The sequence below is a fragment of the Jannaschia marina genome, from assembly GCF_013404595.1.
Classification (GTDB): Bacteria; Pseudomonadota; Alphaproteobacteria; order Rhodobacterales; family Rhodobacteraceae; genus Jannaschia; species Jannaschia marina.
In genome coordinates, this window is sequence record NZ_JABVAX010000002.1 from 462,935 (window position 1) to 489,104 (window position 26,170).

Here is a 26,170-nt window from a genome sequence, read left to right on the forward strand (position 1 = left end):
GGGTGAATTCCCGCTGATCGTCCCCACCTGACCTTGTGACCCGGCCCCGACCGGGGCACGATTTGACGAGACCGAGTGCAAAGGAAACCTTCTTGCCCACCCTGCTTGACCCGGAAGAGAAGATCGCCGTCCAACTGGATTTCCCCGACAACCGCCTGATGATCGACATGGTCGGCCCGAACGGAGCCCATCTCGCCCAGATCGAGCAGCTCATGGGCGTTCAGATCGTCCACCGCGGCAACGCGCTCGTCGTCCATGGCGAGGCGGCCGGCGAAGCGGAGCGGGTTCTCGGCGCGCTCTATGCGCGGCTCGAAGCGGGCAAGGACGTGACCATGGGCGTGATCGACGGGCTGATCCGCCTGCGCTCCGGATCCGAGGACGGCGCGCGCGACGGCGACCAGAAGGAGATGTTCCCCGGCCCCGCGCTCGAGATCCGCACCCGCAAGAAGACGATGGAGCCTCGCACCGAGGCGCAGAAGGCCTATACGCAGGCGCTTCTCGACAACGAGCTGACCTTCGGGATCGGCCCGGCCGGCACGGGCAAGACCTATGTCGCCGTCGCCGTCGCGGTGTCGAAGTTCATCACCGGCGAGGTCGACCGGATCATCCTGACCCGCCCGGCGGTGGAGGCCGGCGAAAAGCTGGGCTTCCTGCCCGGCACGCAGGACGAGAAGGTTGATCCCTACATGCAGCCGCTCTACGATGCGCTGAACGACTTCCTGCCGGGCAAGCAGCTTGCCAAGCTGCGCGAGGAGAAGCGCGTCGAGATCGCGCCGCTCGCCTTCATGCGCGGGCGGACGCTGTCGAATGCTTTCGTCATCCTCGACGAGGCACAGAACGCGACGACGATGCAGATGAAGATGTTCCTGACCCGTCTGGGGCAGGGGAGCCGCATGGCCATCACCGGCGACCGCAGTCAGGTCGACCTGCCGCGCGGCGTGCAGTCGGGCCTGCGCGACGCGGAGCAGATCCTGGCCGGAGTCGAGGGCATCAGCTTCAACTACTTCGATGCGACCGACGTGGTGCGCCATCCGCTCGTCGCCAAGATCATCACCGCCTACGACGCCGAGGACACGCGACGGGAGGCCCGGCGGGCCGAGCGGGAATGAGCGTCGACTACGACGTCCAGAAGTCCGAGACCGAACGCCGCTGGAGAGAGATCGCCGAGGGGCCGGGCGCGCCGTCCGAGGGCTTGCTCGACCTGCGGTTTCTCGGCGGGCCGGAGGCCGATGCCGTCGAGTTCATGGGATGGCTCGAAGACCGGGGCTACGACGTGGAGCACTACGCACCCGACCGCGAGAGCGGCGATCCCGAGGATGCGCTCGACGTGATCGAGGTGCAGACGGAGGTGATGGCGCTCTCGGCCGAGAGTATCCACGCGGAGGAGCGGCGCACGACCGAGGCCGCGCTGCGCTTCGGCTACCACCCCGACGGCTGGGGGTTCATGGGAACGTGAACCACGAGATCGACGTCCTTGTCGAAGACGACCGCTGGTCCGACCTCGACCGGCTTGCGCAGGTCGCCGTGCCCGCCGCGCTCGCGGGTCTCGACGGGCCGTTCACGGTGGCGATCCTCGGGTGCGACGACGCACGCATCGCGGCGCTCAACGGCGACTTCCGGGCCAAGCCGACGGCGACGAACGTGCTGTCGTGGCCCTCGGAGGATCGCGTGCCCGGCGGGCCGATCACCGACCCGGAGCTTGGCGACATCGCCATCGCCTTCGAGACCTGCGCGCGGGAAGCCGCCGAGCAGGGAAAGCCCTTCGAGGCGCATGTCATGCACCTTCTCGTCCATGCCACGTTGCACCTTCTGGGTCACGATCACATCGAGACCGACGAGGCCGAGCGCATGGAAGCGCTGGAGGTTCAAATCCTCGCTGGATTGGGTTTCCCCGATCCCTATGCCTCTGGTATGGGTTGAAGACGCGGAACGTATTTCCGCCTCAAGAGAAAGGGGCCATTGGGTCCGATGGACAACGACGGATCGTCTAGGGCCGCGCAGGGCGCGCGGGACGACACCACCTCACACCTCTCGAACGGCGGCACCATCGGTGCGCGCCCCGGTTTCATGAGCCGCGTCTTCGGCGGCCTTCTGGGCGAGCCGGAACCCGAGCCCGAAACCGAAGAGGCGACCCCGGCCGGGGTGATGCCCGGCCTTCTGAACCTGCGCCTCAAACGGCTCGACGACGTGCTCATCCCGCGTGCGGAGGTCGTGGCCGTACCGCACGACATCTCGCTGCCGGATCTCGTGGCCAAGTTCCGCGAGAGCGGGATGACCCGCCTTCCGGTCTTCGACACCACGCTCGACGAGCCGCTCGGTATGATCCACCTGAAGGACCTGGCGCTCAACCACGGCTTCAATGGCGATCGCGACAAGCCCTTCGCGCTCAAGCCGCTTCTGCGCGGCCTGATCTATGCGCCGCCGTCGATGCCCATCGGCGTGCTCCTGACCAAGATGCAGACGCAGCGCGTCCATATGGCGCTCGTCATCGACGAATACGGCGGCGTCGACGGCCTCGTTACGCTCGAAGACCTCATCGAGCAGGTCATCGGCGAGATCGAGGATGAGCACGATCAGGAAGAGGGCAAGTTCTGGCGGCAGGAGAAGAGCGGCTGCTACCTCGCGCTCGCCCGCACGCCGATCGAGGATTTCGAGGAAGAGGTCGGCCTGAAACTCGTCGACGCGGAGGACGAAGAGGAGATCGACACGCTCGGTGGCCTCGTCTTCATGCTGGCGGGTCGCGTGCCCGAACGCGGCGAGGTGATCCCGCACCCGAGCGGTGCCGAGATCGAGGTAGTCGATGCCGACCCCCGGCGCATCAAGCGCCTGCGCCTGCGGGTGCCCGACGCGGCCTGATCCGGGGGATGCGCCATCTTGCAATGCTCCTGCCGGTGCTGGCCGGTCTCGCCGCCGCGCTTGGCCAGGCCCCGTGGGACATGTGGTTCGTCGCGCTCCCGGGCTATGCGCTCGGCATCGGGCTGATCGCGCGGTCGCGGCGGCCCTTCCTGACCGGCCTCGGCTTCGGCACGGCGCATTTCGCGATTGCCCTGCACTGGATCGTGGAGCCCTTCCTCGTGGACGCGGCTGCGACCGGCTGGCTTGCGCCCGTCGCGCTCGTTCTGGTGGCCTTGGGCTTCGGCCTCTTCTGGGGCATCGCCGCCGCGCTGGCCCGCCGCGTGGCCCCGGGGCCGGTGCCGGTCGCGCTGATGCTCGTGGCGGTCGAGCTTCTGCGGTCCTACCTCCTGACGGGATTTCCCTGGGCCTTGCCCGGCCATGTCCTTATCGGCGCCCCCGCGCTGCCGGCGGCGACGGTGGCCGGCGCGCACGGTCTGGGCCTCGCCGTTCTCCTCGGCGCGGCCTTCCTCGTTTCGTCCGGCCCGGTCCGACGGGGCGTCGGCGCTGCGGTCTGGGCCTTGCCCTTCGCGGTCGGGATGGTGTTGCCGTCCGCCGTTGCTCCGGGCCCCGACGCGCCCGTCGTCCGGCTGGTCCAACCGAACGCGCCGCAACACCAGAAATGGGATCCGGATTTCATCTACGTCTTCTTCCGCCGCGGGCTCGAAGCCACGGCGGCAGCGCCAGAGGGTCGCGACCCCGATGCCGTCGTCTGGCCCGAGACGTCGCTGCCCGAGATCCTGCGCCATTCGGACGACGTGCGCCCGATGATCTCCGCCGCCTCGGGCGGCACACCCGTCGTCCTCGGCGCGCAGCGCTACGGCGAGGACCGGCGGCCGCGCAATTCACTCGTCGTGCTGACCGGGGAGGCGGGCGAGATCGCGCGGGTGCACGACAAGTACCGCCTCGTCCCCTTCGGGGAATACCTCCCCTTCGAGCCCCTGTTCGAGGCCGTCGGGGTCGGGGCGCTCGCCGCGCAACTCGCCGGTGGCTATCAGCCTGGCGACGGCCCCGTCCTGATCGACCTGCCGGGCGTCGGGCCTGTGCTGCCGCTCATCTGCTACGAGGCGATCTTTCCGCAGGAGCTGCGCCGGCTGGCCCGGCCCCGCGCGATCCTGCACCTGACCAACGACGCCTGGTTCGGCACCTTCGCCGGCCCACAGCAGCACCTCGCGCTCGCCCGTCTGCGCGCCGCGGAGTCGGGCCTGCCTCTCCTCAGGGCGGCCAACACGGGCGTCTCGGCGGTGATCGACGCGCGGGGGGGCGTGCGCGCTGCGCTCGGGCTCGGGCAGGCGGGGCATCTCGACGCGGCGGTGCCGCCCGCGCTGCCTCCGACGCCCTACTGGCGGACGGGCGATTGGTCGGTTCTCGCCTTCCTTGTCCTTCTCCTCGCGGTGTCGTGGCGGCGCGGCCGTGCGATTCCGGTTGCCCCCGCGCGCGAAGGGCCCTAGCCATGAATGAACCGCCCCAACGGCTTCCTGACGGGGTGCGAGAAACGTATCGGAGCATCCCATGACAAGTCGCGCGACCTATTCCTTCACCTCGGAATCCGTATCCGAGGGCCATCCAGACAAAGTCTGCGACCGGATCTCCGACGCCGTCCTCGATGCGCTGATCGCCGAGGAACCCGAGGCGCGCGTCGCCTGCGAGACCTTTGCCACCACCGACCGTGTCGTCATAGGCGGCGAGGTTGGGCTGAGCGATCAGGCGAAACTCGCCGACTACATGGGCCGCATCGAGGATATCGCCCGCGCCTGCATCCGCGATATCGGCTACGAACAGGACAAGTTCCACCACGAGACGGTCGAGGTCACGAACCTGCTGCACGAGCAATCGGCCCATATCGCACAGGGCGTCGATGCCGCCGGCAACAAGGACGAGGGGGCCGGCGATCAGGGGATCATGTTTGGCTACGCCTGCTCCGAGACCGAGGCCCTCATGCCCGCGCCGATCCAGTTTGCCCACGCGATCCTGCGGCGGCTCGCGGAGGTGCGCAAGGATGGGACCGAGCCGACGCTCGGCCCGGATGCCAAGTCACAGCTGACCGTGCGCTACGAGAACGGCACGCCGGTCGGTGTCTCTTCCATCGTGCTCTCGACGCAGCATCTCGACGAGGCGATGACCAGCGCCGACGTGCGCGCGGTGGTGGAGCCCTATGTCCGGGAGGTTCTGCCCGACGGCTGGATCGGGGCGGAGACCGTCTGGCATGTGAACCCGACCGGCAAGTTCGTGATCGGCGGTCCCGACGGTGACGCCGGGCTGACGGGCCGCAAGATCATCGTCGACACCTACGGCGGGGCCGCGCCGCACGGGGGCGGGGCCTTCTCTGGCAAGGATCCGACCAAGGTGGACCGCTCCGCTGCCTATGCGGCGCGCTACCTGGCGAAGAACGTCGTGGCGGCGGGGCTCGCCAGCCGCTGCACCCTGCAGCTTTCCTACGCGATCGGCGTGTCGGAGCCGCTCTCGATCTATGCCGATCTGCATGGCACGGGCGATGTCGACCCGGCCGCCGTCGAGGCAGCCATCCGGACGACCATGGACCTGACGCCGCGGGGGATCCGCACGCACCTGGGGCTGAACCGGCCGATCTACCAGCGCACGGCGGCCTACGGCCATTTTGGCCGCGCGCCCGAGGCCGATGGCGGCTTCTCCTGGGAGCGCACGGACCTGGCCGAGGCGCTGGCGAACGCAGTCTGAGGGGCGCTGCACCCGTCCCGGCCTGGCCTGGCCTCCCCGGGAGCATGTCCCGAACGGAGACGGGCTAGCCGGCCGTCCAGCGGTGCAGGAGGTCCGGTCCGAGGATTCGGGTTTCGGTAAGGCGCAGTCGCGGGGCCTCCGACAGTGCAGCGAGGCCCATCGCGCCGAGGCCGGGCGTGCCCTCGGCCCCGATCGCCTTGCCGGCGGTGTAGCAGTCGAGCCGATCGACGAGCCCCTGCGACAGAAGCGCGGCGGCGAGCGTGCCACCGCCCTCGCAATAGACCCGGGTGAGGCCGCGCGCGCCGAGCAGGCGCAGCGCCGCGCCCAGGTCGACGTGGCCGCCCGCACCGGCGGGGCAGGGCAGGAGCGTCGCGCTGCGGGCGGTGAAGGCCGCGCAGCGCTCGGGCGGCGCATCCCCATGCACGAGCCAGACCGGAGCCGCGCCGCGGAGCATCGCGCTCTCCTCCGGCAGCTTCAGGCGGCGCGACAGGACCACGCGAACCGGCTGCGGCACGTCGCCCATGCCGCGGACCGTGAGCTGCGGGTCATCGGCGCGCGCCGTGCCGGCCCCGACCATCACCGCGTCATGACGCGCCCGCTCGGCATGGACGTGGGTGCGGGCGGCGGGGCCGGTGATCCACTTGCTCTCGCCGCTCGCCGTGGCGATGCGGCCGTCGAGCGTGAGCGCGAGCTTGAGCGTGACGAGCGGGCGGCCTCGGGTAACGCGGCTCAGGAACCCGGCCTGGAGCGCCCGGGCCTCGGCCTCCATCACGCCCTCGACGACCTCGATCCCCGCCGCGCGCAGCATTTCGAACCCGCCCCCGTCGACGCGGGGATCCGGGTCGCGTTGCGCGGTGACGACCCGCGCGATGCCCGCGCCGATGAAGGCTTCGGCGCAGGGCGGCGTCGCTCCGTGGTGGGCACAGGGCTCCAGCGTGACATAGGCTGTCGCCCCACGCGCGGCCGGGCCCGCTTGGGCCAGCGCCTGCGTCTCGGCGTGGGGGCGGCCCCCGTCGGCGGTGCGCCCGCGCCCGATGACCACACCATCCTTCACGACGACGCATCCGACGGCCGGGTTCGGCCAGACACGCCCGAGACCGCGCGCCGCCAGAGCCAGCGCATGGGCCATGAAGCGCGCGTCGCTCACGTGTCGAGAGCGGGGGGGCGCAGCTCGTGGACGAAATCCTCGAAATCGTCGGCCGCCTGGAAATTCTTGTAGACGCTCGCGAAGCGGACGTAGGCGACGGTGTCGATCCGCGCCAGGCTCTCCATCACGATCTCGCCGATCTGCTTCGACGGGATGTCGGTGTCGCCCATCGACTCGAGCCGCCGCACGATGCCAGAGATCATCTGGTCGATCCGCTCGGGTTCGATCGGACGCTTCTGCATCGAGATGCGGATCGAGCGCTCCAGCTTGTCGCGATCGAATTCCTCGCGCTTTCCGTTCGACTTGATGACGACGAGGTCGCGCAGTTGCACCCGTTCGTAGGTCGTGAACCGCCCGCCGCAGGAGGGGCAGAACCGGCGCCGGCGGATGGCGACATGATCCTCGGCGGGGCGCGAGTCCTTCACCTGGGTATCGACATTTCCGCAGAAGGGGCAGCGCATGGGTGGTCTCCGGATCCGGGTGGCCCCGCCAGATGTGGCGCGCGGGACCATGTCTTGATGCGCCGTCACTCTGCCCCCCCAATGCTGGTGTGGCAAGCCTTCGCAGGAAGAGAGGGATATCGGGGTCAGTCGCTGCGGAAATGCGCGGCGACGTGACGCGTCTGCGGGCGGTCGCGATGTTCGACCACGTAGATGCCCTGCCAGGTGCCCAGTACCATATGCCCCTCCAGCACCGGGATCGTGAGGCTGACCGGCAGGAGCATCGACTTGATATGTCCCGGCATATCATCGGGCCCTTCGTAGGTGTGCGTGAGATAGGCCATCGACGGGTCGGTCGTCGGCGGCACCGCGCGGGAGAGCCAGGCGACGAGGTCGGTCTGGACTTCCGGGTCGGCATTCTCCTGGATGATGAGGCTGGCCGACGTATGGCGGATAAAGAGCGTGAGCAGGCCAGAGCGGTCCGGGAGCCACGCCGCTACCTCGCGGGTGATCTCGACGGTGCCGGGGCCGCGCGTCTCGACGGTGAAGCTGCCGTGCATCAGGCGGCCCGGTCGAGGAAACGCGCGGCGAGTTCGGGGGAGGGGACCATGCAGTGGTCCCTGCGTCCGAAGAGGCGGTATCGGTTGCGCGCGATCGCGTGATAGAGCGGATCTTTCAGCATCGCGGGCAGCCACGATGCCACAGCGAGCGCGCGCCAGGGCCAGCCGACGGCCCGCATCGCGGCCGCGAAAGCGTCGAGCCGCTGATGGATCACCCCGTCTACGATGACGAGGTTCGTTTCGAAATCGTCGGTTGGCAGGCCGAGGTCGCGATAGAGCGCTTGCCCGAGGTCGGATTGTGCCGTGGCGAAACGGAAGCGACCGCTGCGATCGATCCGGGTCATCAGGCGGAAAAAGCCCGAGCAGAGGACGCAGACACCGTCGAAGACGATGAGGTCGTGTCTGCCGATCAGGGCGCGCGTCCGCGGGGAAAGGGTAGTTGTCTCGGTCATCGTGTCGAAGCCTAGACCGCCTTCCGGGCAGGTCAAAGGTGACGCTTGGCCACGGGCGAGGCGGGGAACGCACGGCCTTGCCGGTGTGTTGAGTGGCGAAACAAAGCAGGAGGCATGCCATGGAAACGCAACCGAAAGAGACCCGAACGCCGGAAGGCGCGCGCCCGGCCCCGACACCGGCGGAGGGCACGACGCATGACCCCAACTCCGTGACAACCGGCACGCCCGAAGAGCCGACGCGCGACGTCTATCCTCCCAAGGGTGAGCGGGATTGACACGACGAAGGCCCCGGAGCGCTCCGGGGCCTTTCCAAATCGGGGACAAGGCGCTCAGCGGAAGATGCCGTGGCCCTGCTGGTCGATCATCACCCTGGCCTTGGCGACTGATGCCTCCTTGGCCGCATCCTCGGAGTTGAGCGTGTCGGCCCGGATAAGTTGATGGGTCCTCGTTTCACCGTCGACGTCCGCTTCGATCCGGGCGGCGATGCGCCAATGCGCGCCGTCCTTCATCGGCTCGGGGAAAATGCGATAGCCGTTGTATACGACGGGGTCGGCCGGAGCCGGGGCAGTCTTGTCGCCGCCGCCACCACCGAAAAGACGCGAGAGGAGGGACATATCGAACGCTCCGCTTGGGGCGCGGGGGCCGCCGACGGCCCCCACGGGGTCACTGGTCGAGGAACGACCGCAGCTTGCGCGACCGGCTCGGGTGCTTGAGCTTGCGCAGCGCCTTCGCCTCGATCTGGCGGATCCGCTCGCGCGTGACGGAGAACTGCTGGCCCACCTCCTCGAGGGTGTGATCGGTGTTCATTCCGATGCCGAAACGCATCCGCAGCACCCGCTCTTCGCGCGGGGTGAGCGAGGCGAGAACGCGCGTTGTCGTCTCCTTCAGGTTCTCCTGAATGGCGCTATCGAGCGGCAGCACGGCGTTCTTGTCTTCGATGAAGTCGCCGAGCTGGCTATCCTCCTCGTCGCCGATGGGCGTCTCGAGGCTGATCGGCTCCTTGGCGATCTTCATCACCTTGCGAACCTTCTCGAGCGGCATCTGCAGCTTCGCGGCCAGCTCCTCGGGCGTCGGCTCCCGCCCGATCTCATGGAGCATCTGGCGGCCGGTGCGCACCAGCTTGTTGATCGTCTCGATCATATGGACCGGGATGCGGATCGTGCGGGCCTGGTCCGCGATCGAGCGGGTGATCGCCTGCCGGATCCACCAGGTCGCGTAGGTCGAGAACTTGTAACCGCGGCGGTACTCGAACTTGTCGACGGCCTTCATCAAGCCGATGTTCCCCTCCTGGATCAGGTCCAGGAACTGCAGGCCGCGGTTCGTGTATTTCTTCGCGATCGAGATCACGAGGCGGAGGTTGGCCTCGACCATTTCCTTCTTGGCCTGACGGGCCTCCTTCTCGCCCTTCTGGACCTGGTTCACGATGCGGCGGAATTCGTTGATGTCGACGCCGACGTACTGGCCGACCTGCGCCATGTCGCCGCGCAGCTCCTCGACCTTCTCGCGGGAGCGCTCGAAGAGCGCCTGCCAGCCGCGCCCCGTTTTCTCGGTCATGCGGTCGACCCAGCCGGGATCGAGCTCGTGGCCGCGGTATTCCTCGATGAACTCGCGGCGGTTGATGCGCGCCTGGTCGGCGAGCTTCACCATGCCCGAGTCGATCGACATGATCCGGCGGTTGATGCCGTAGAGCTGGTCGATCAGCGCCTCGATGCGGTTGTTGTGCAGATGCAGTCCATTCACCAGCTCCACGATCTCGGACCGCAGCTTCTGGTAGGCGTCCTCCTCCGTCTGCGAGAAACTGTCGTCCTCGTTCAGCGTGGCGGAGATCCGCAGGTCCTGCATCTCGGCAAGCTTGGCATAGTCGTCGGCGATGACGTCGAGCGTTTCCAGCACGCGCGGCTTCAGCGCGGCCTCCATCGCGGCGAGCGATAGGTTGGCGCCTTCGTCCTCGTCGTCGTCGTCATCATCGTTCGAGATCGGATTGCCGTCGGCGTCGAGTTCCTGCTTCGCCTCGCTCTTGCCACCAGCGGCGGGGGCGGCGGCACCGGCGACGGGTGTGTCGGCCTCCTCCTCCATCTGGTTGCCGAACGTCGTCTCGAGGTCGATCACGTCGCGCAGGAGGATGTCCTCCGACAGAAGCTCGTCGCGCCAGATCGTGATCGCCTGGAAGGTCAGCGGGCTCTCGCAGAGGCCCAGGATCATCGTGTTGCGCCCGGCTTCGATGCGCTTGGCGATGGCGATCTCGCCCTCGCGGCTCAGAAGCTCGACCGAGCCCATCTCGCGCAGGTACATGCGCACCGGGTCGTCGGTGCGGTCGAGCTTGGTTTCGCTCGCGTCCGTCGTGGCGACGTCGCCGCCCTTCTTCGAGGCGTCGACGACGGCGGTGGAGCCCTGCGGCTTCTCCTCGTCGTCGTCCTCGGCTTCCTCGGCCTCGACGATGTTGATGCCCATCTCCGAGAGCATCGACATGACGTCCTCGATCTGCTCGGAGGAGACCTGTTCGGGCGGCAGCACCTGGTTGAGCTGGTCGTAGGTGATGTAGCCGCGCGTCCGCGCCTCGGCGATCATGCGTTTGACGGCAGCCTGGCTCATGTCGAGCGAGTGATCGCCCTCGGGGTCCCGCTGCTTGTCGTCGTCCGTGTCCTTGGCCATGCCGCGCTCCGTTGAGGAGTGAGTCTTTGTGGGTCGCTAGCCGAATCACTACCCCGAATCGGCCGGCTCCGCACCCCGAATCACTTTTCCCGTTTCGTTTTGCCCGCTGGCGTTGCCAGAAGGCTGTCGTAGTAGTCCGCGAAGGAGGTCTCGCCGTCGCCCACGCGCTCTTCCTCCCGGCTGCGCAAAGCGGCCGATTTGCGCTTTCCCGCCTGCGCGAGCCGCCAGGTCATGGCCTCGTCGGCTCCCTCCTCGAAGTCTTCCATTGCCTCGCGCCTTTCGCGGTCGGCCCCGCGTTGGGCCCCGAGCCGCTTGAGCGCGTCGCGGATGCACTGGCGCGCGCCGCCGCCATCGCCACGCATCACCGGTGAGATGCGGACATGGCGCTGAGCGAGAAGCGTTTCAAGGGTCTCGGGGCCGATCCGGGCTTCGAGCGTCTCGCCCGCCTCCTCTGGCACGGCCTCCGGATCGAGGGTCAGAAGCGCCTGGGCGATCGCGCCGTGCATGTCGCGGCTCCAGGTCTCGGCCTCGAGTGCGTCGGTGAATTCCGCGATCAGCGTCGGATGCCGGACGAGGCCGGCCAGCACGACCTGCTCGAGCAGGATTTCCGGGGTCATCGCCCCGGATGCGAGCGCGGAGGCCCGTGTCGCGGTCTGCGGTTGTGCCGGCAGGGCGCGGCCACCCTTCCAGTTCTTCCGGTCGCGGCGATAGGCAGGGTTCGGCACAAAGTCGCGACCGGACGGCGGCGGCGCAGGGGGCGGGGGCGCATCGAAGACAACCGTCTGGCCGGGGCTCAGTCCGAAGAGCTCGGCGCGCAGGCGCGCGATTTCTTCGCCGTAGTGACGCCGCAGGCTCGGATCCTTGATCCTTCGCACCACCGCGCGCAGAGCGCGGTCGAGCATCGCGCGGCGTTCCGGGCTGTCGAAATCCTTACCCTCGATTTCCCGCGTCCAGAGGAGCGTCAGCATCGGCTTCGCCGCGTCCAGAATCCGACGCATCGCCGGGGCACCTTCCGCTCGGATCAGATCGTCCGGGTCCTGGCCTTCGGGCAAGATTGCGAAGCGAAGGCTCTGCCCCGCCTCGATCAGCGGCAGCGCGAGATCGGCCACGCGCAGCCCCGCGCGCTGACCGGCGGCATCCCCGTCGAGCGCGATGAGCGGCTCGGGCGAGACCCGCCAGAGCATCTGCAGCTGCCGCTCCGTCACGGCCGTCCCGAGGGGCGCGACCGCCGCCTCGAACCCGGCCTGCGCGAGCGCGATGACGTCCATGTATCCCTCTGCCACGACGAGGGGCTGGCCCTTGCCGACGGCGGCGCGCGCGTCCCGCAGGTTGTAGAGGTTCGCGCCCTTGTCGAAGAGCGCCGTCTCGGGCGAGTTCAGGTATTTCGCCGGCGAGTTTGGGTTCATCGCCCGTCCGCCGAAGCCGATGCAGCGTCCGCGCGCGTCGCGGATCGGGAAGATGATGCGGTTGATGAAGCGGTCGCGGCGGCGACCGTCGTCCTCGGCCACGCCAAGGCCCGCGCCCTCGATCAGATCCCAGGCGATGCCCTTGCCCTCGAGCGCGCGGATGAGCCCGTCCGCCGTGCCCGGCGCAAAGCCGATCTCGAAGCGGTCGAGCGTCGCCTTCGCAAGGCCCCGGCGGTCGAGGTAGGCGCGGGCCTCCGCGGCGGCCTGCGTGGACAGTTGCAGGCGGAACCACTTCACCGCGGTCTCCGTCACCTCGGCGAGGCGGGTGCGCAGGTCCGCCTTCTCGGCCGCTTTCGGGTCGCGGGCGGGCATTTCCATCCCGGCCTCCGCCGCGAGGATCTCCACGGCTTCCATGAAGCCCACGTTCTCGCTCTCCTGCACGAAGCCGAAGACGTTGCCCTTCGCCTGGCAGCCGAAGCAGTAATAGAAGCCCTTGCGGTCATCGACGTGGAAGCTGGCCGACTTCTCCTGATGGAAGGGGCAGGGGGCCCACCAGTCGCCCTTGGCCTGGTTCGTCTTCTTCATGTCCCAGGTGACCTTGCGCCCGACGACGGCCGAGAGGCTCAGCCGGTTGCGGAGATCGTCGAGGAAGCTGTCGGGCAGGCGCATGGCCTCAATATCGGGTCGGCTCCGGGCAGAGTCGAGGGCCGCCCGGCGAAATGCCGAACGGCCCGCGCGTTTCCGGTGGCCGATGCGTCAGCCGCCGGCTTCTTCGTCCGCGGTGCAGTTGCCCGCCCCGATAAGCGGCAGACCGTTCACGAGAACGACGTCATCGCCGCAATCGGTGTCGTTGGCGATGATGCTGATGTTGTCGTCGGCAACGATCTGTTCGGGAGCGAAGGCAAGGCGTGCGGCATACCGCTGCGAGATCGGAACGAAGTTCGGGATGATCCGGTCGCCGAGCCCCACGTTGAAGTACGGCCGATCGAATGTGTAGGATTCGACCAGCGTGACGCGCTCGTTTTCGTCGAGCCGCGGAACCTGATTCAGGAAGCCCTGGAGGATCGCGTCGGTCATCGCCGGCTGCCCGTCGGTCGCGAAGGACCAGATGACCTCCAGGTTGTCGTTGCGACGGCGTACCTCGGTGAAGCGCATGTAGCTGAGGTTTTCGGAGTAGGTCAGCGTCTCGTAGACACTCTCCAAACCGTTCAGGTCGTGCGGGGTCACGATCGACAGGCGCCGCGACAGCATGTCGGCCACGGCATAGCTGGCCTTCGTCATATGCGCCTCGCGGCGATATTGATCGAAATACTGATAGCCCATCACGAAGATCAGCGTCAGCACCGGCAGCATGATTGCCGCCTCGATGGAGAGTGCAGCCCGTTCCTCGCGTGCGAAGCGGGCGAGGGGCGCGGACAGTCGGGACGGGATCGGGAATGTCATCGCGACCTCCTCAGTTCTGTTCGACCACGAAGGCCGTCGCGGTGACGATGCGGAACGTGCCGTCGGTGTCGTCGATGAGATAGGAGCCGAGCGTTCGGTTTCCGGCGAGAACCGCGAGCGGCAGCGAGGGGCGGACCGAATAGCAGGCCCGTGCGAGCACCATCTGTCCCGCGCGTCCGCCCGCGAAGATCGACCTCGGGACGATCGACGTCAGCTGGTTCACGCAGGGCGCGTCCGCGTCCGGGGTCGCATAGCTCGTCCGGGTGATGAGCGTCAGCTCGATCAGCATGTTCTCGCGGCAATCCGGCAGGATCCGGGCCCGGTCGCAAACCGCGTTGCGCACCTGGTTCTGGGTCACGGTACTGCCGGTATCGAGGCGGATGTCGCGGACGGCAATGTCCATTGCGCGCTCCAGCATGACCTGACGCGTCAGCATGAGCGAGGCCTCGAAGGAGGAGATGAAGACCATCAGGAAGGCCGGCACCAGCAGCACGAACTCGACCGAGGCCCCGCCCGCCTCGCGCGCCGCAAGGGGAACGCGGGCAAGGCGGTCGAGCGGTGCGAGCAGCCGGTCGGAGAGGCGGCACCACAGCCGCCCCATCCGGGATATGAACGCCGGCCCGCTCATTGAACCAGTCGCAGACGGCTGACCGAGGCGAGCACGTCGTCGAACGCGGCCGCGATATCGAGGTTCTCGACATCGAAGTAGCGCGCTTCGTTGCCGGTGCCGGCACAGTCGAGCATGGCCGCTTCGCCATCGTCGGGAGCCTGGAAGGCGATTGTGTAGATCACCACCCCGTTCTGACGGGCCTGCGCGCAGATGTTGGACAGGTTCGTGTCCGCGCGGGCCTGTCTGTGGGTCGTTTCCCAGGAGTAGAAGTAGTCGACCCGGGTGTCCCAGTTCGCGCCGCTCAGCAGGTCGTTGGCGATGTAGCTCATCGACAGGGCCGCGAAGACCTCCGACCAGTCGAGCCGCGTCGCGTTCGAACCGCCGTAGGGGTTGGACCAATACTGGTTGCGATGATCGACCCAGTAGGCCCCCGCGTGGCTCGACCAGACCGAATAGCGGGTGATGTAGGTATGGTTCTCGTCGTTGTCGAACTGCACCCGGCACAGCGCGCGCTGCGTAGTGGTTCCCAGTTGGCACCCCGCCCCGTTCGATCCGAAGAGGTTCAGGTTCACCGTGTCGCCCAGCAGGTCGATGTTGATGCCACGGCAGTTGCCGTTGTTTCCGGCATTGTCGCCGTTGCCGCAGTTGGCCGTGTTGCTGCTGTCGTCATCGTCATCGTCACCGTCGTCGTCATCACCGTCATCATCATCGTCGTCGTCGTCATCATCGTCGCTGCCGAGCAGTCCGAGACCGATATCCAGAAGCGGCGCATCGGTCGGGTCGGACCCGGGCGACGGCTGACCGGCGTCATGCCAGTCGGCGCAGGCGTCCTCGTCCTCGAGGGCGATGCCGTCGTAGCGGCTGCGGCGATAGGTGCGGTAGTTCCCGTAGTAGTCGTAGTAGCTGCCCCAGCGAGGCTCTTCGTCGTGATCGTAGTCTTCGCACACGTCTTCGAGCGCTTCGCGATAGACATAGATGCCCGATGCGCCGGACTTGCGGGCGCTCTTGAGATCCCACTGCTGGGTGTTCACGCCGTCTGTCATCACCACCAGTACCTTGTGGGTTCCATCGGTGTTGTAATCGACGGGGCGGCCGACAAAGCCGGCATCCACCTGCTCGCCGCTCGGCAGACCGGTCATGGTGATCATTTCGGCAAGCTCGTCGCGCGAGGAGGGGTCGAGCAGCAGGCTGCCCCATTTCACACCCTGGTCCATTGCCGTCCAGTGGTTCGCCTGCAGTTGCTGGATACGCTTCTGCAGTTCGGACACGTTGTTCGACCAGGGCAGGATCTCGGCGTAGTTGTCTGTCCGGCAGTTGGGGTTCTTCACGAGACCCGCGACGTTGGAGTTGCCCGTCCGGAAGTCGAAGTGTCCCATGCGCTGCAGTTCTTCGCCCGAGTTCATGCCGAGCCGCTGATACTCCGCATCCGAGAAGACCACGCAGTTCGAGAAGGGATGCTCGTCGCTGATGTCGAAGACGCTGTTGATGAGCGAGCCCGCGTTCACTCGGTCGTTGTAGGGCACGAGCGAGATGGAGGTGAGCTCCTCGCGGTTGCGCAGCAGTTCGGCCACGAAGTCCGAGGCGGCGGTGCGCAGCGTCTCGATCTTCGCGCCGCCCATGGAGCCTGAGATATCGACCACGAGCGACAGTTCGAGTTCGGTGCGGACTTCCCGCGCCTCGGAGGATACGGGCTGCACCAGCCTTTCGACGCCGAGTAGATCGAGAAAGAGGCTTTCCGTGTTCGCTTCGCTGCTGACGGTGACGCGGCGATCCGCACCGTTCTGAACGGATGTCACCTGCACGCTGTCCTCGTCGAGGCCTGCGGCGCGGACGTAGTCCTTGACGATCTGTTCGGCGTCGCGCGTCTGGTTCAGGCCGGCTGCGGCGAGGGACGCACGGTCGACGGCGTATTGCAGCTCGGTCCGCTGTACTTCCGATCGCATGATGTCGAGGGCGATGCCCCCGGCCGTCATCATCAGGACGAAAACCAGCAGCCCGAAGATGGTCAAGCTTCCATCTTCACGCTGTCCGAAGTCGGACGCGGCCCGGGTGAACAGGCGGTCCTTCGAGAGATCAAGCTTGCAAGTCACGGCAGATACCACGCGGTTGTAAACACTACGAGCGACTCAGGGGAGTCCGAGTCGCATCGCTTTTTATCCAAATGGAAGACGGTCACTGCCGGGCGCGATTGGGGTCAAATCGTGTCATTGTCCTTCGATTTTAGACATCTGGCCGACATTCTCCCTGTCGTTTCCAGGGGAAGCGTCTAGGCTCGCGGGATCATCGGAGGATAGGCCGCGACGGCCAGGGAGGACGAAGATGAGCAACAAGGCAGGAGGCTTCAGCGCCTCGGTGGATGCGATGTACGACCGCGCGGTCGGGCTGATGGATCTCAGCCCGGGGCTCGCCGAGAAGATCCGCGTCTGCAACGCCACCTACACCGTGCGCTTCGGCGTCCGACTGCGCGGCGCGATCCACACCTTCACCGGCTACCGGTCCGTGCATTCCGAGCACATGGAACCCGTGAAGGGCGGCATCCGCTACGCGCTCGCCGTCAACCAGGACGAGGTGGAGGCGCTGGCGTCGCTGATGACCTACAAGTGCGCTCTGGTGGAAACGCCCTTCGGCGGCTCCAAGGGGGGGCTCTGCATCGATCCGACCCAATGGGAGGCGCACGAGCTCGAGCTCATTACCCGCCGCTTCGCCTACGAGCTCATCAAGCGCGACCTGATCAACCCGGCGCAGAACGTGCCCGCCCCCGACATGGGCACCGGCGAGCGGGAGATGGCCTGGATCAGCGACCAGTACCAGCGAATGCATACCACCGACATCAACGGCCGGGCCTGCGTCACCGGCAAGCCGCCCCATGCGGGTGGTATCGCCGGCCGGGTCGAGGCGACGGGGCGCGGCGTGCAATACGCCCTGCAGGAGTTCTTCCGCCACGAGGAGGACAAGGCCGCCGCGGGCCTTGCCGGCACGCTCGACGGCAAGCGCGTCATCGTACAGGGGCTCGGCAACGTCGGATTCCATGCCGCCAGCTTCCTTGCCGCGGAGGACGGGGCCAGGATCACCGCGGTGATCGAGCGCGACGGGGCCGTCACCAACGAGGCCGGTCTCGACGTGGAGGGGCTCCAGGCCCATATCCGCCGCACGGGTGGCGTGCGCAACTTCGCCGGCGGGCACTACGTCGAGGATGGCTCCTCCGTCCTCGAGATGGACTGCGACATCCTCATCCCCGCCGCGCTCGAGGGCGTCATCCACAAGGACAACGCCGCCCGCGTGAAGGCACCGCTCATCATCGAGGCGGCGAACGGGCCGGTCACCGCCGAGGCGAACGAGATCCTGCTCGACCGCGGGTGCGTCATCATCCCCGACCTCTACGCCAACGCGGGCGGGGTCACCGTCAGCTATTTCGAATGGGTCAAGAACCTCAGTCACATCCGCTTCGGCCGGATGCAGCGCCGCGCGGAGGAGGCCCGTCACCATGTCCTCGTCAACGAGCTCGAGCGGCTGTCGAAGAACAAGAACGTGGCCTGGACGCTCTCGGAGGACTTCAAGCGCAACTACCTGCGCGGCGCGGGAGAGCTGGAGCTTGTGCGCTCGGGGCTCGACGACACGATGCGCGGGGCCTACGGCGCGATGCGCGAGGTCTGGCACGGGCGGAACGACGTGCCGGATCTGCGGACCGCGGGCTTCATCGTCTCGATCAGCCGGATCGCCGCCAGCTACCAGGCCAAGGGGCTCTGACGCCCGGGGCGCGGGGGAGGTGGCCTAGCCCTCGCGCCGCTCCGCCTCCGCTGCGGTGTCGTCCGAATCCTCGCCCTCGTTCTCGGCGGCGGCCTCGGGGGTCTCGTCGACGCCGAAGCGCGTCAGCAGCGCATTCTCGAGCCCCTTGTTGAACTCGCGGGCGAGCTCCGCGTACTCCGGGTTCTTCTCGATCGCCACGCCGGGTTTCCAGACCTTGGCGAGCGCCAGCATCGCCTCGCGGTCGTGCTTGAAGAAGGCCTCGCGCGCTTCGTGCGCCTCGCTGTCGGACCAGCCGAGCGTCTCGAGCGCGTAGCGGCCGACCCGGAGCGAGCTGTCGAACATCTCGCGCACGATCTGATCGGCCCCGGCGTTGTAGAGCTCGTAGGTATGCACCCGGTCGTAGGCGCGCGCGATGATGTGGATGTCGCGATGCGCGCGCTTGGCCAGTCGCACGAGCCGGACCGCATCCTCCCGGTCGTCGAGCGCCACGATCAGGATCTTCGCGGTCTCAAGCCCCGCCGCCTCCAGGAGTTCGGGCCGTGTCGGGTCGCCCATATAGGTCTTGATGCCGAACTTCCGCAAAAGCCGGATCGTCTTGATGTCGCGGTCGAGGACGACGGTCTGCACGCCGGTCCCCTGCAGCATCCGGTGGACGACCTGACCGAAGCGACCGACGCCGGCGATGATGACCTCCGCCGCCTCGTCGATCTCGTCGTCGGGCATGGCCTCGCCCTCGGGCTGGCGCGCGGCGAGCCGTTCGTAGGCGATGAACAGAAGCGGCGTCAGCAGCATCGAGAGCGCGATCACCAGAAGCAGGATGTCGCGTTCCTGCGATCCGATCACGCCGTCCCCGAAAGCGACCGAGACGAGCACGAAGCCGAACTCGCCCGCCTGCGCGAGCGAGAGCGTAAAGAGGATCCGGTCGCGCCCCTTCATGCGGAACGACAGGGCCAGCAGATAGAGGATCGCCCCCTTCACGAGCATCAGTGCCAGAACCGCGCCCAGCACGACGAAGGGCGCGGAGGTGAAGGTGCCGAAGTCGATGCCGGCCCCCACGGTGATGAAGAAGAGGCCGAGGAGGATGCCCTTGAAGGGTTCGATGTCGGCTTCGAGCTCGTGCCGGAACTCTGAATTGGCGAGCACGACGCCGGCAAGGAAGGCCCCGAGCGCGGGCGAGAGGCCCACCGCCGACATCAGCACCGCGACCCCGATCACGAAGAGGAGCGAGACGACGGTATGCATCTCCCGCAGGCGCGCGCGCCCGGCGAAGTGGAACACGGGGCGCGTGAGAAAGATGCCGCCGAGGATCACGGCCGTCACCGCGCCGACGGTCAGCAGGGTCAGGCCCCAGGCCGGCAGCGTGTCGACCCAATGGCCGACGTCGGCCATGATCGTCGCGCTCTCTCCGTCGCCCATCGCGGCGTCGCCGTGGCCGCCGCCGTGCCCGCCCCCGGCCTCGCCGCGGTCGACTTCGGCCCCGATCGACAGGAGCGGCATGATCGCGAGCATGGGAATAACCACGATGTCCTGCGCCAGAAGCACCGAGAAGGCGGAGCGGCCCCCACGCGTGGAGGTCAGATCCTTCTCGTTAAGGGTCTGCATCACGATCGCCGTCGAGGACAGCGCCAGGATCATCCCCACCGCCGCCGCCATCTGCAACGAGAGCCCGAAGAGCATGGCGCCACCCGTGACCGCTAGAAACGTCAGCACGATCTGCCCGAGGCCGAGGCCCAGAAGCCGGGCCCGCATATCCCAGAGCGTGCGCGGCTCGAGCTCCAGCCCGATGATGAAGAGCATCATCACCACGCCGAATTCGGCGAAGTGCTGAAGCTGCTCGGTCTCCGACCCGACGAGGCCGGTGACGGGACCGATCAGGATACCCGCGACAAGATAGCCCAAGACCGAGCCGAGACCGAAGCGCACGGCGAGGGGAACACAGAGCGTGGCGGCCCCGAGATAGATCGCCGCCTGCAAGAGAAACGTTTCCATGGGAAAGGTCTAGGCCAGTCGGCCGCGCCTCACAATCGCGGGTTGGTGGCTCAAAGGGGCAGGGGAGAATCGCGCTTCGGCTGATCCATGACGATCTGGCTCTGGACGCGTGCGACGGCCGGATGCGGCAGCAGGACCTGATGGACCAGCGTGTTGAGCGCGGCGAGATCGCCGCACCAGACCCGGAGGAGATAGTCGGCCTCGCCCGTCAGCGTCCAGACGGAGGCGACGCGCGGCTCGGCCTCGAGCAGGCGCAGGAAGGCGCGTGCGCCCTCGGGCGCGTGGCTCGCCATCTGGACCTGCACGAAGGCCTGCACCGAAAGACCGACGCGCACCGGGTCGACCCGCGCGACGGTCGCGCGGATATAGCCGCTGGCCTCGAGCCGGGCCCGCCGCCGCCCGGCCTGCGAGGCCGACAGGTTGAGCGCCCGCCCCAGGGCCTCGGCGGTCTGGCCCGCATCCCGCTGAAGCAGGCGGAGGATCTCGCGATCGGTCTCGTCCATGGAGCAAATATGCTGGATCCACGCGGATTTGAAAAGATCTCCGCATGAAGTGCGCATAGGAAGCGTGGATTGGACCCGCGAACGCGCGCTCCCGGTCGCGTGTGTGCGATAGCGTCGCGACAAACAGACAGGAGTTTGCCAGATGGGTCCGTTCCCTCACGATGCCCCCTACGCCGAGATCACCGCCGACAACCCCGCAGGAACCGACGGTTTCGCCTTCGTCGCCTTTGCCCACGAGGATCCGCAGGTCTTGCGCGACATCTTCACCCGGCAGGGCTACACGCACGTCGCCACGCACAAGACCAAGCCCGTCGAGGTCTGGCAGCAGGGCGACATCAGCTATCTTATCGACGCGACGCCGGGCAGCCATGCGATGGACTTCGTGGCCGAGCACGGTCCCTGCGCGCCGGGCATGGGCTGGCGCGTCGCCGACGCGCAGCACGCCTTCGACCACGCGGTCGCGAAGGGGGCCACGCCCTACGAGGGGCCGGGCAAGGCGATGGACGTGCCCGCCATCGTCGGCATCGGCGGCAGTCTTATCTACTTCATCGACCAGTACCGCGACGCCTCGCCCTTCAACGCCGAGTTCGACTGGGTTGCGCGTGCACATCCGGCCGGTGTCGGGTTTCACTACCTCGACCACCTGACCCACAACGTTCACAAGGGGAACATGGACACCTGGTTCCGGTTCTACGGCGAGCTGTTCAATTTCCGCGAGATCCGTTTCTTCGACATCAAGGGGAAGTATACGGGCCTTCTGAGCCGCGCCCTGACCTCGCCCTGCGGCCGCATCCGCATCCCGATCAACGAGGATCGGGGCGAGACCGGGCAGATCGTCGAGTATCTCGAACGGTACAACGGCGAGGGCATCCAGCATATCGCGGTGGGCGCGCGCGAGATCTACGACGCCGTGGATGCGATCGCCGAGAACGGCGTACGTTTCATGCCGAAGCCGCCGCAGACGTATTACGAGATGAGCCGCGAGAGGGTCGCGGACCACGAAGAGCCGCTCGACCGGATGGAGAAGCACGGCATCCTGATCGACGGCGAGGGGGTCGTCGGCGGCGGCGAGACGCGGATCCTGCTGCAGATCTTCTCGAAAACCTGCATCGGCCCGATCTTTTTCGAGTTCATCCAGCGCAAGGGCGACGACGGCTTCGGCGAGGGAAACTTCAAGGCGCTTTTCGAGTCGATCGAGGCGGATCAGATCGCGCGAGGGGTGCTCGAGACCGGTTGATCCACGCCGCGCGCATCCCCACATCTTTTAGCGGAACCAGAGCGCCCGCGCGCCGTTGGTTCTGCAACCTGCACCTGATGGCAGCCGCCATTCGAATTCCAGAATACACGGGCTCCGGTCGTCTTCCGGTGGTTGTGCGGTGCGGGAGGCGATTGTTGAGCGACACCCCGGTTCCTTTTCAGGGCCGGGGTGTTCGTATTTGGGGCCCCGCCGGGCCGAAGCGGTGCCGCAAACGCCGATCCTGTCGCTAAGGTTCCGAAAATAAACGGCGATTTTCTTGGAAACCTTCCGGCGAAAGACGGTGTTGAGGAGGCAGAACGGCGCACAGCCGCGCTCAATACTGGAAAGGATGTACTATGACCCGCTTCGCAATCTTCGCCGCCGCCGCCCTCACCGCGACGTCCGCCGCCGCCTACACCGGCGTTTCGCCGACGATCCTCGCTGAGGTCGAGTCGCTGCTGGAGAAGGAAGGCTACGAGCAATACAAGATCGAGCAGTTCTCCGACGATCAGGTGACCGAACTCTATCTCGCCTCGACCTCGACCGACACCGAGAACGAGAAGCAGGGCCGCATTGACGCGATCCTCTCGGAAGTCGTGGATCCGGACGCCGAAGTCATTCTCGTGACGCCCGAGGAAGCCGCCCGCATCCAAGCCGAGCGCGATGCCGACACCTCGGTTGAGGAAGCCGTACAGGCCTCGCTCGACTCGCTGGGTTATGACGTCGACGTTACGGCGCTGACCGACGCACAAGTTGCGGAACTCTACTTCCTCACCACCTCGGAGAGCGAAATGGAAATGCAGAAGTCCGAGATCGAGACGATCATCAACAACGGCTAACCTGTAGCCATTGAACGACAGGGGCGGCCCCGGTGGGCCGCCCTTTTTCATGTTCTCCTGTACCGCATCAAAAGGCGTTGCCGCAGGAAAGCCGCCACGAAGAGCACCGTCAGCACCATCACGATGGTCGGTGCCGGCGCGCTGTCGAGGAAGAAGCTAAGGTAGACGCCGGCGAGCATCGAGCCCGCGCAGATGAACACTGAAGCGACGAGCATCCAGCCGAAGCTGCGCGTGACGAGGAAGGCGATTGCCCCGGGCGTCACAAGAAGCGCCACCGCGAGGATCAGGCCCACGGCGTTCAGGACCGCGACCACCACCAGCGACAGGATCGTCAGCAACCCGTAGTGCAGGAGCCGTGCGTCGAGCCCCGCCGTCTGCGCCTGCGCCGGATCGAAGGCGTGGAGCAGGAAGTCGCGCCACTTGAGCGCGAAGATCGCGGCCACCGGCAAGGCGATCGCCGCGCCGGCCTTGAGGTCGGCAGTCCCGACCCCGAGCATGTTGCCGAAGAGGATGTGATCGAGATGCGCATCCGTCGGGAAGGCCACGAAGAGGATGAGGCCGACGGCGAACATCCCTGAAAAGACGACGCCCATCACCGTATCCCGCTTCACCCGGCTGTTCTCGGCCAGATAGCCCGTTAGCAATGAACATCCCATGCCCGCCACGAAGGCCCCGAGGATGAGCGGCAGGCCCAGCAGATAGGCCAGCACCACGCCCGGCAGGATCGCGTGGCTCACCGCGTCGCCCATAAGCGCCCAGCCCTTGAGCACGAGGAAGCACGACAGGAGCGCCGCCGCCGGGGCCACGATCAACGAGATCAGGAAGCCATTCTGCATGAAGGGGAACTGGAACGGCAGCAGCAGCGTCTCGATCACGGCGCGCCCTCCGCCGTCGCCGCCCGGGTCCGTGCCGCGCGCAACCCGTGGACCGGAGCGAAGACGAAGGCGAGGAGGAACACCAACGTCTGCAGCGCCACGATGATGCCGCCCGTCGCCCCGTCGAGGAAGAAGCTGAGGTAGGCCCCGACGAAGGAGCAGCCCGCCCCGATCGCCACCGCGATCAGCAGAAGCCGCGGGAAGCGGTCGGTCAGCAGGTAGGCCGTGGCCCCGGGCGTCACCACCATCGCCACGACGAGGAAGGCCCCGACCGTCTGCATCGCGGCCACGACGCTCGCCGCGAGCAGGGTGAAGAAGATGCCCTTCAGCAGGGTGGGGCGCAGCCCGATCGACCGCGCGTGGCTCTCGTCGAAGAAGGTGACGAGCAGGTCCTTCCATTTCAGCGTCAGCACGACGGCCGAGACCGCGCCGATCAGCACGAGTTGCAGCGTGTCCTCGGGCGTGATGGCGAGGATGTTGCCCATGGTGATCGTCTGCACCGAGACCGAGATCGGGTTGAGCGACACCATGAAGAGGCCGAGGCCGAAGAAGGACGTGAAGATGATTCCGATGATGACGTCGGGCTTCAGCCCCGACCGGTCCGACAGGAAGAGCATCGTCGCCGCGGCCAGCCCGCCCGCGAGGAACGCTCCGAAGGCAAACGGCAGGCCAAGCAGATAGGCCCCTGCCACACCCGGCACAACGGAATGCGACAGCGCGTCGCCGATGAGCGACCAGCCCTTGAGCATCAAATAGCAACTGAGGAAGGCGCAGACCCCGCCGACGAGGGCCGAGACCCACATCGCGTTGACCATGTAGCCGTAGGCGAAGGGCTCAAGCATCGCGCTCGTCCTCGGGCGCGTCGTCGTCCTCGCGCTTCTCGCCGTAGAGGACGAAGGGCCGTTCGTCGTCGGTGATGATGCGCAGCTCCCGCGTGTCCTCGTCGTCGTGCAGGTCCGTCCCGCCGAGCGTGAAATGCCGCAGCACCCCACCGAAGGCCGCCTCCAGGTTCTCGCGGGTGTAGATTTCCTCGGTCCGCCCATAGGCCATGACCGTCCCCTTCACGAGGATCGTATGGTCGCAGAACTCGGGCACCGAGCCGAGGTTGTGCGTCGACACGAGCATCACGCGCCCCTCGTCGCGCATCTCCCTCAGAAGGGCGATGATCTGCTCCTCCGTCTGCACGTCGACGCCGGTGAAGGGCTCGTCGAGCAGGATCACGCGCCCGTCCTGCGCAAGGGCGCGTGCGAGGAAGACGCGCTTGCGCTGCCCGCCCGAGAGCTCGCCGATCTGGCGGCGGCGGTAGTCGCTCATGCCCACTCGCGCCAGGGCCTCCGCCACGGCGGCATGGTCGGCTGCGCGCGGGCGGCGCAGGAACCCCATGTGGCCGTAGCGGCCCATCATCACCACGTCCTCCACGAGAACGGGAAAGGCCCAGTCGACCTCCTCGGCCTGCGGCACGTAGGCGACGATGTTGGCCTTGAGCGCGGCGCGCACGCTTTGCCCGAGCAGCCGGATCTCGCCCCGCCGCGCGGGCACGAAGCCCATGATCGCCTTGAAGAGCGTCGATTTGCCGGCCCCGTTGACGCCCACGAGCGCCGTCACGGTGCCACGCGGGATGTGGAAGGTCGCGTCATGCAGGGCGGTATGCCCGTTGCGATAGGTGACGGTCACGCCCGTCGCGTCGATCCCGCCACCATCCGTCGCGTCGTTTATCATTCGGTTCCTGTCAGCCCGTTGGCCACGGTCTCCGATGTGACGCGCAGCAGGTCCAGATAGGTCGGCACCGGACCATCCGCCGCCGACAGACTGTCGACATAGAGCTCTCCGCCGTACCGTGCACCCGTCTCGCGTGCGACCTGACGCGCCGGGTCGGTATTGACCGTGCTTTCGCAGAAGACGGCCGGGATCTCGTTCTCGCGCACGCCATCGATCACCCGGCGCACCTGCTGCGGCGTGCCGACGGCATCGGCGTTCATCGGCCAGAGATACATCTCGCGCAGGCCGAAGTCGCGGGCGAGATAGCTGAAAGCCCCCTCGCAGGTGACGAGCCAGCGCTTGTCCTCTGGGATGTCGGCGAGCCGCGCGCGCAGGGGCTCCAGCACGGCGGCGATCTCCGCCTTGTAGCGTTCCGCATTGGCGGCATAGGTCTCGGCGTTCGCGGGGTCGGCCTCCGACAGGGCGTCGCGGATGTTGTCGACGTAGATCATCGCAGCGTCCGCCCCGATCCAGGCATGGGGGTTTGCCTTTCCCTCGTAGGCCCCTTCGGCGATGGCGATGGGCTCGATCCCCTCGCTCACGGTGGCCGAGGGAATGTCACCCAGGTTGGCGAGGAACTGCTCGAACCACAGCTCGAGGTTCAGCCCGTTCCAGAGGATGAGATCGGCATCGGAGGCGGCCACGAGATCGCGCGGGGTCGGGGCGTAGCCGTGGATCTCCGCGCCCGGCTTCGTCACCGAGACGACCTCGGCCGCATCCCCGGCGACGTTCGCGGCCATGTCGGCGATCACCGTGAAGGTCGTCACGACCTTCAGGCGGTCTTCGGCCAGGGCAGGGCCGGCGGCGAGGAAGGTGGCGAAGAGAAGGGGGCGAAACATGGCGGATCTCCGGATTGGTAGATGAGAGTGATAATCGTTCGCAAGTATTCCGCAAGGGTCGAAAATGAAAAGGGCCACCCCTGC

At 67.2% G+C, this 26,170-nt stretch carries 26 protein-coding genes and 1 riboswitch; of the genes, 10 read left to right on the forward strand and 16 right to left on the reverse strand.

Translation table 11 applies throughout. The annotated features are described in order from the left end of the window. Positions 1 to 158 precede the first annotated feature (158 nt). The 6 genes from HSX43_RS06160 to metK all read left to right on the forward strand — a co-directional run bounded on the left by HSX43_RS06160 (position 159) and on the right by metK (position 5,589). A complete protein-coding gene (locus HSX43_RS06160) occupies positions 159 to 1,109 on the forward strand; it encodes a PhoH family protein (protein WP_179379294.1) in 951 nt (316 codons plus the stop codon). Continuing rightward, entirely contained in the window at positions 1,106 to 1,456 is a 351-nt protein-coding gene (locus HSX43_RS06165) for a ribonuclease E inhibitor RraB (protein WP_179379206.1), read from the forward strand. Before HSX43_RS06160 ends, HSX43_RS06165 begins: the two co-directional genes overlap by 4 nt. Continuing rightward, positions 1,453 to 1,920 carry an rRNA maturation RNase YbeY gene (gene ybeY, locus HSX43_RS06170; RefSeq protein WP_179379207.1) on the forward strand — a complete coding sequence of 156 codons (468 nt, stop codon included), beginning with the start codon at positions 1,453 to 1,455 and terminating at the stop codon, positions 1,918 to 1,920. The genes HSX43_RS06165 and ybeY overlap by 4 nt, the downstream gene beginning before the upstream one ends. Before the next feature lie 48 nt (positions 1,921 to 1,968). Beyond that, entirely contained in the window at positions 1,969 to 2,856 is an 888-nt protein-coding gene (locus HSX43_RS06175) for a hemolysin family protein (protein WP_407929361.1), read from the forward strand. Between the two features lie 8 nt (positions 2,857 to 2,864). After that, positions 2,865 to 4,343, forward strand: a complete 1,479-nt coding sequence (gene lnt / locus HSX43_RS06180; RefSeq protein ID WP_179379209.1) for an apolipoprotein N-acyltransferase — start codon at positions 2,865 to 2,867, stop codon at positions 4,341 to 4,343. Positions 4,344 to 4,351: 8 nt separating this feature from the next. Next, positions 4,352 to 4,400, forward strand: a riboswitch (SAM-SAH riboswitch). 4 nt (positions 4,401 to 4,404) lie between these two features. Then, the gene (gene metK, locus HSX43_RS06185; RefSeq protein ID WP_179379210.1) at positions 4,405 to 5,589 is read left to right on the forward strand and encodes a methionine adenosyltransferase; all 1,185 of its coding nucleotides are present in this window, start codon (positions 4,405 to 4,407) and stop codon (positions 5,587 to 5,589) included. A 64-nt stretch (positions 5,590 to 5,653) separates the two neighbouring features. On the opposite strand, the gene ribD is transcribed toward metK, so the two are convergent. From ribD to HSX43_RS06205, 4 genes are all read right to left on the reverse strand, one after another. Further along, the gene (ribD, locus tag HSX43_RS06190) at positions 5,654 to 6,736 is read right to left on the reverse strand and encodes a bifunctional diaminohydroxyphosphoribosylaminopyrimidine deaminase/5-amino-6-(5-phosphoribosylamino)uracil reductase RibD (RefSeq protein WP_328795097.1); all 1,083 of its coding nucleotides are present in this window, start codon (positions 6,734 to 6,736) and stop codon (positions 5,654 to 5,656) included. Beyond that, positions 6,733 to 7,197 carry a transcriptional regulator NrdR gene (nrdR, locus tag HSX43_RS06195; protein ID WP_179379211.1) on the reverse strand — a complete coding sequence of 155 codons (465 nt, stop codon included), beginning with the start codon at positions 7,195 to 7,197 and terminating at the stop codon, positions 6,733 to 6,735. Before nrdR ends, ribD begins: the two co-directional genes overlap by 4 nt. A gap of 125 nt (positions 7,198 to 7,322) precedes the next feature. Further along, the gene (locus HSX43_RS06200) at positions 7,323 to 7,736 is read right to left on the reverse strand and encodes a secondary thiamine-phosphate synthase enzyme YjbQ (RefSeq protein ID WP_179379212.1); all 414 of its coding nucleotides are present in this window, start codon (positions 7,734 to 7,736) and stop codon (positions 7,323 to 7,325) included. Next, entirely contained in the window at positions 7,736 to 8,188 is a 453-nt protein-coding gene (locus tag HSX43_RS06205; RefSeq protein WP_179379213.1) for a thiol-disulfide oxidoreductase DCC family protein, read from the reverse strand. Before HSX43_RS06205 ends, HSX43_RS06200 begins: the two co-directional genes overlap by 1 nt. Positions 8,189 to 8,307: 119 nt before the next feature. On the opposite strand from HSX43_RS06205, the gene HSX43_RS06210 reads away from it, so the two are divergent. Continuing rightward, positions 8,308 to 8,463 carry a hypothetical protein gene (locus tag HSX43_RS06210; RefSeq protein WP_179379214.1) on the forward strand — a complete coding sequence of 52 codons (156 nt, stop codon included), beginning with the start codon at positions 8,308 to 8,310 and terminating at the stop codon, positions 8,461 to 8,463. Positions 8,464 to 8,517: 54 nt separating this feature from the next. Here the strand turns inward: HSX43_RS06210 and HSX43_RS06215 are convergent, their stop codons facing one another. The 6 genes from HSX43_RS06215 to HSX43_RS06240 all read right to left on the reverse strand — a co-directional run bounded on the left by HSX43_RS06215 (position 8,518) and on the right by HSX43_RS06240 (position 16,389). Continuing rightward, positions 8,518 to 8,802: an HlyU family transcriptional regulator gene (locus HSX43_RS06215; protein ID WP_179379215.1), complete on the reverse strand. Its 285-nt coding sequence runs from the start codon at positions 8,800 to 8,802 to the stop codon at positions 8,518 to 8,520. Between the two features lie 49 nt (positions 8,803 to 8,851). After that, positions 8,852 to 10,840, reverse strand: a complete 1,989-nt coding sequence (rpoD, locus tag HSX43_RS06220; RefSeq protein ID WP_179379216.1) for an RNA polymerase sigma factor RpoD — start codon at positions 10,838 to 10,840, stop codon at positions 8,852 to 8,854. 80 nt (positions 10,841 to 10,920) lie between these two features. Continuing rightward, positions 10,921 to 12,915, reverse strand: coding sequence for a DNA primase (gene dnaG, locus HSX43_RS06225; protein WP_179379217.1), 1,995 nt, complete (start codon positions 12,913 to 12,915; stop codon positions 10,921 to 10,923). 87 nt (positions 12,916 to 13,002) lie between these two features. Beyond that, on the reverse strand, positions 13,003 to 13,689 hold the full coding sequence (locus tag HSX43_RS06230) for a TadE/TadG family type IV pilus assembly protein (RefSeq protein WP_179379218.1): 687 nt from the start codon (positions 13,687 to 13,689) through the stop codon (positions 13,003 to 13,005). A 10-nt stretch (positions 13,690 to 13,699) separates the two neighbouring features. Next, positions 13,700 to 14,317 (reverse strand): TadE/TadG family type IV pilus assembly protein, encoded by a 618-nt coding sequence (locus HSX43_RS06235; protein ID WP_179379219.1) that lies wholly within the window; start codon positions 14,315 to 14,317, stop codon positions 13,700 to 13,702. Continuing rightward, positions 14,314 to 16,389: a TadE/TadG family type IV pilus assembly protein gene (locus HSX43_RS06240; protein WP_179379220.1), complete on the reverse strand. Its 2,076-nt coding sequence runs from the start codon at positions 16,387 to 16,389 to the stop codon at positions 14,314 to 14,316. Before HSX43_RS06240 ends, HSX43_RS06235 begins: the two co-directional genes overlap by 4 nt. A 229-nt stretch (positions 16,390 to 16,618) precedes the next feature. Between HSX43_RS06240 and HSX43_RS06245 the strand changes: the two genes are divergently transcribed. Beyond that, positions 16,619 to 18,046 (forward strand): Glu/Leu/Phe/Val family dehydrogenase, encoded by a 1,428-nt coding sequence (locus tag HSX43_RS06245; RefSeq protein WP_179379221.1) that lies wholly within the window; start codon positions 16,619 to 16,621, stop codon positions 18,044 to 18,046. A 24-nt stretch (positions 18,047 to 18,070) separates the two neighbouring features. On the opposite strand, the gene HSX43_RS06250 is transcribed toward HSX43_RS06245, so the two are convergent. Next, positions 18,071 to 20,035, reverse strand: coding sequence for a cation:proton antiporter domain-containing protein (locus tag HSX43_RS06250; RefSeq protein WP_179379222.1), 1,965 nt, complete (start codon positions 20,033 to 20,035; stop codon positions 18,071 to 18,073). Positions 20,036 to 20,085: 50 nt separating this feature from the next. Beyond that, positions 20,086 to 20,538: an Lrp/AsnC family transcriptional regulator gene (locus HSX43_RS06255; RefSeq protein WP_179379223.1), complete on the reverse strand. Its 453-nt coding sequence runs from the start codon at positions 20,536 to 20,538 to the stop codon at positions 20,086 to 20,088. A gap of 142 nt (positions 20,539 to 20,680) precedes the next feature. Between HSX43_RS06255 and hppD the strand changes: the two genes are divergently transcribed. Next, complete coding sequence (hppD, locus tag HSX43_RS06260) at positions 20,681 to 21,775, forward strand: 4-hydroxyphenylpyruvate dioxygenase (RefSeq protein ID WP_179379224.1); 1,095 nt, start codon at positions 20,681 to 20,683, stop codon at positions 21,773 to 21,775. A gap of 356 nt (positions 21,776 to 22,131) precedes the next feature. Further along, positions 22,132 to 22,614, forward strand: coding sequence for a hypothetical protein (locus tag HSX43_RS06265; protein WP_179379225.1), 483 nt, complete (start codon positions 22,132 to 22,134; stop codon positions 22,612 to 22,614). 47 nt (positions 22,615 to 22,661) lie between these two features. On the opposite strand, the gene HSX43_RS06270 is transcribed toward HSX43_RS06265, so the two are convergent. The 4 genes from HSX43_RS06270 to HSX43_RS06285 are packed head-to-tail and all read right to left on the reverse strand — an operon-like array spanning position 22,662 to position 26,086. After that, positions 22,662 to 23,489: a metal ABC transporter permease gene (locus tag HSX43_RS06270; RefSeq protein ID WP_328795102.1), complete on the reverse strand. Its 828-nt coding sequence runs from the start codon at positions 23,487 to 23,489 to the stop codon at positions 22,662 to 22,664. Beyond that, a complete protein-coding gene (locus tag HSX43_RS06275) occupies positions 23,486 to 24,331 on the reverse strand; it encodes a metal ABC transporter permease (protein WP_179379226.1) in 846 nt (281 codons plus the stop codon). Before HSX43_RS06275 ends, HSX43_RS06270 begins: the two co-directional genes overlap by 4 nt. Further along, positions 24,324 to 25,208 carry a manganese/iron ABC transporter ATP-binding protein gene (locus HSX43_RS06280; RefSeq protein WP_179379227.1) on the reverse strand — a complete coding sequence of 295 codons (885 nt, stop codon included), beginning with the start codon at positions 25,206 to 25,208 and terminating at the stop codon, positions 24,324 to 24,326. The genes HSX43_RS06275 and HSX43_RS06280 overlap by 8 nt, the downstream gene beginning before the upstream one ends. Next, positions 25,205 to 26,086: a metal ABC transporter substrate-binding protein gene (locus HSX43_RS06285; protein ID WP_179379228.1), complete on the reverse strand. Its 882-nt coding sequence runs from the start codon at positions 26,084 to 26,086 to the stop codon at positions 25,205 to 25,207. Before HSX43_RS06285 ends, HSX43_RS06280 begins: the two co-directional genes overlap by 4 nt. Between the last annotated feature and the right edge of the window lie 84 nt (positions 26,087 to 26,170).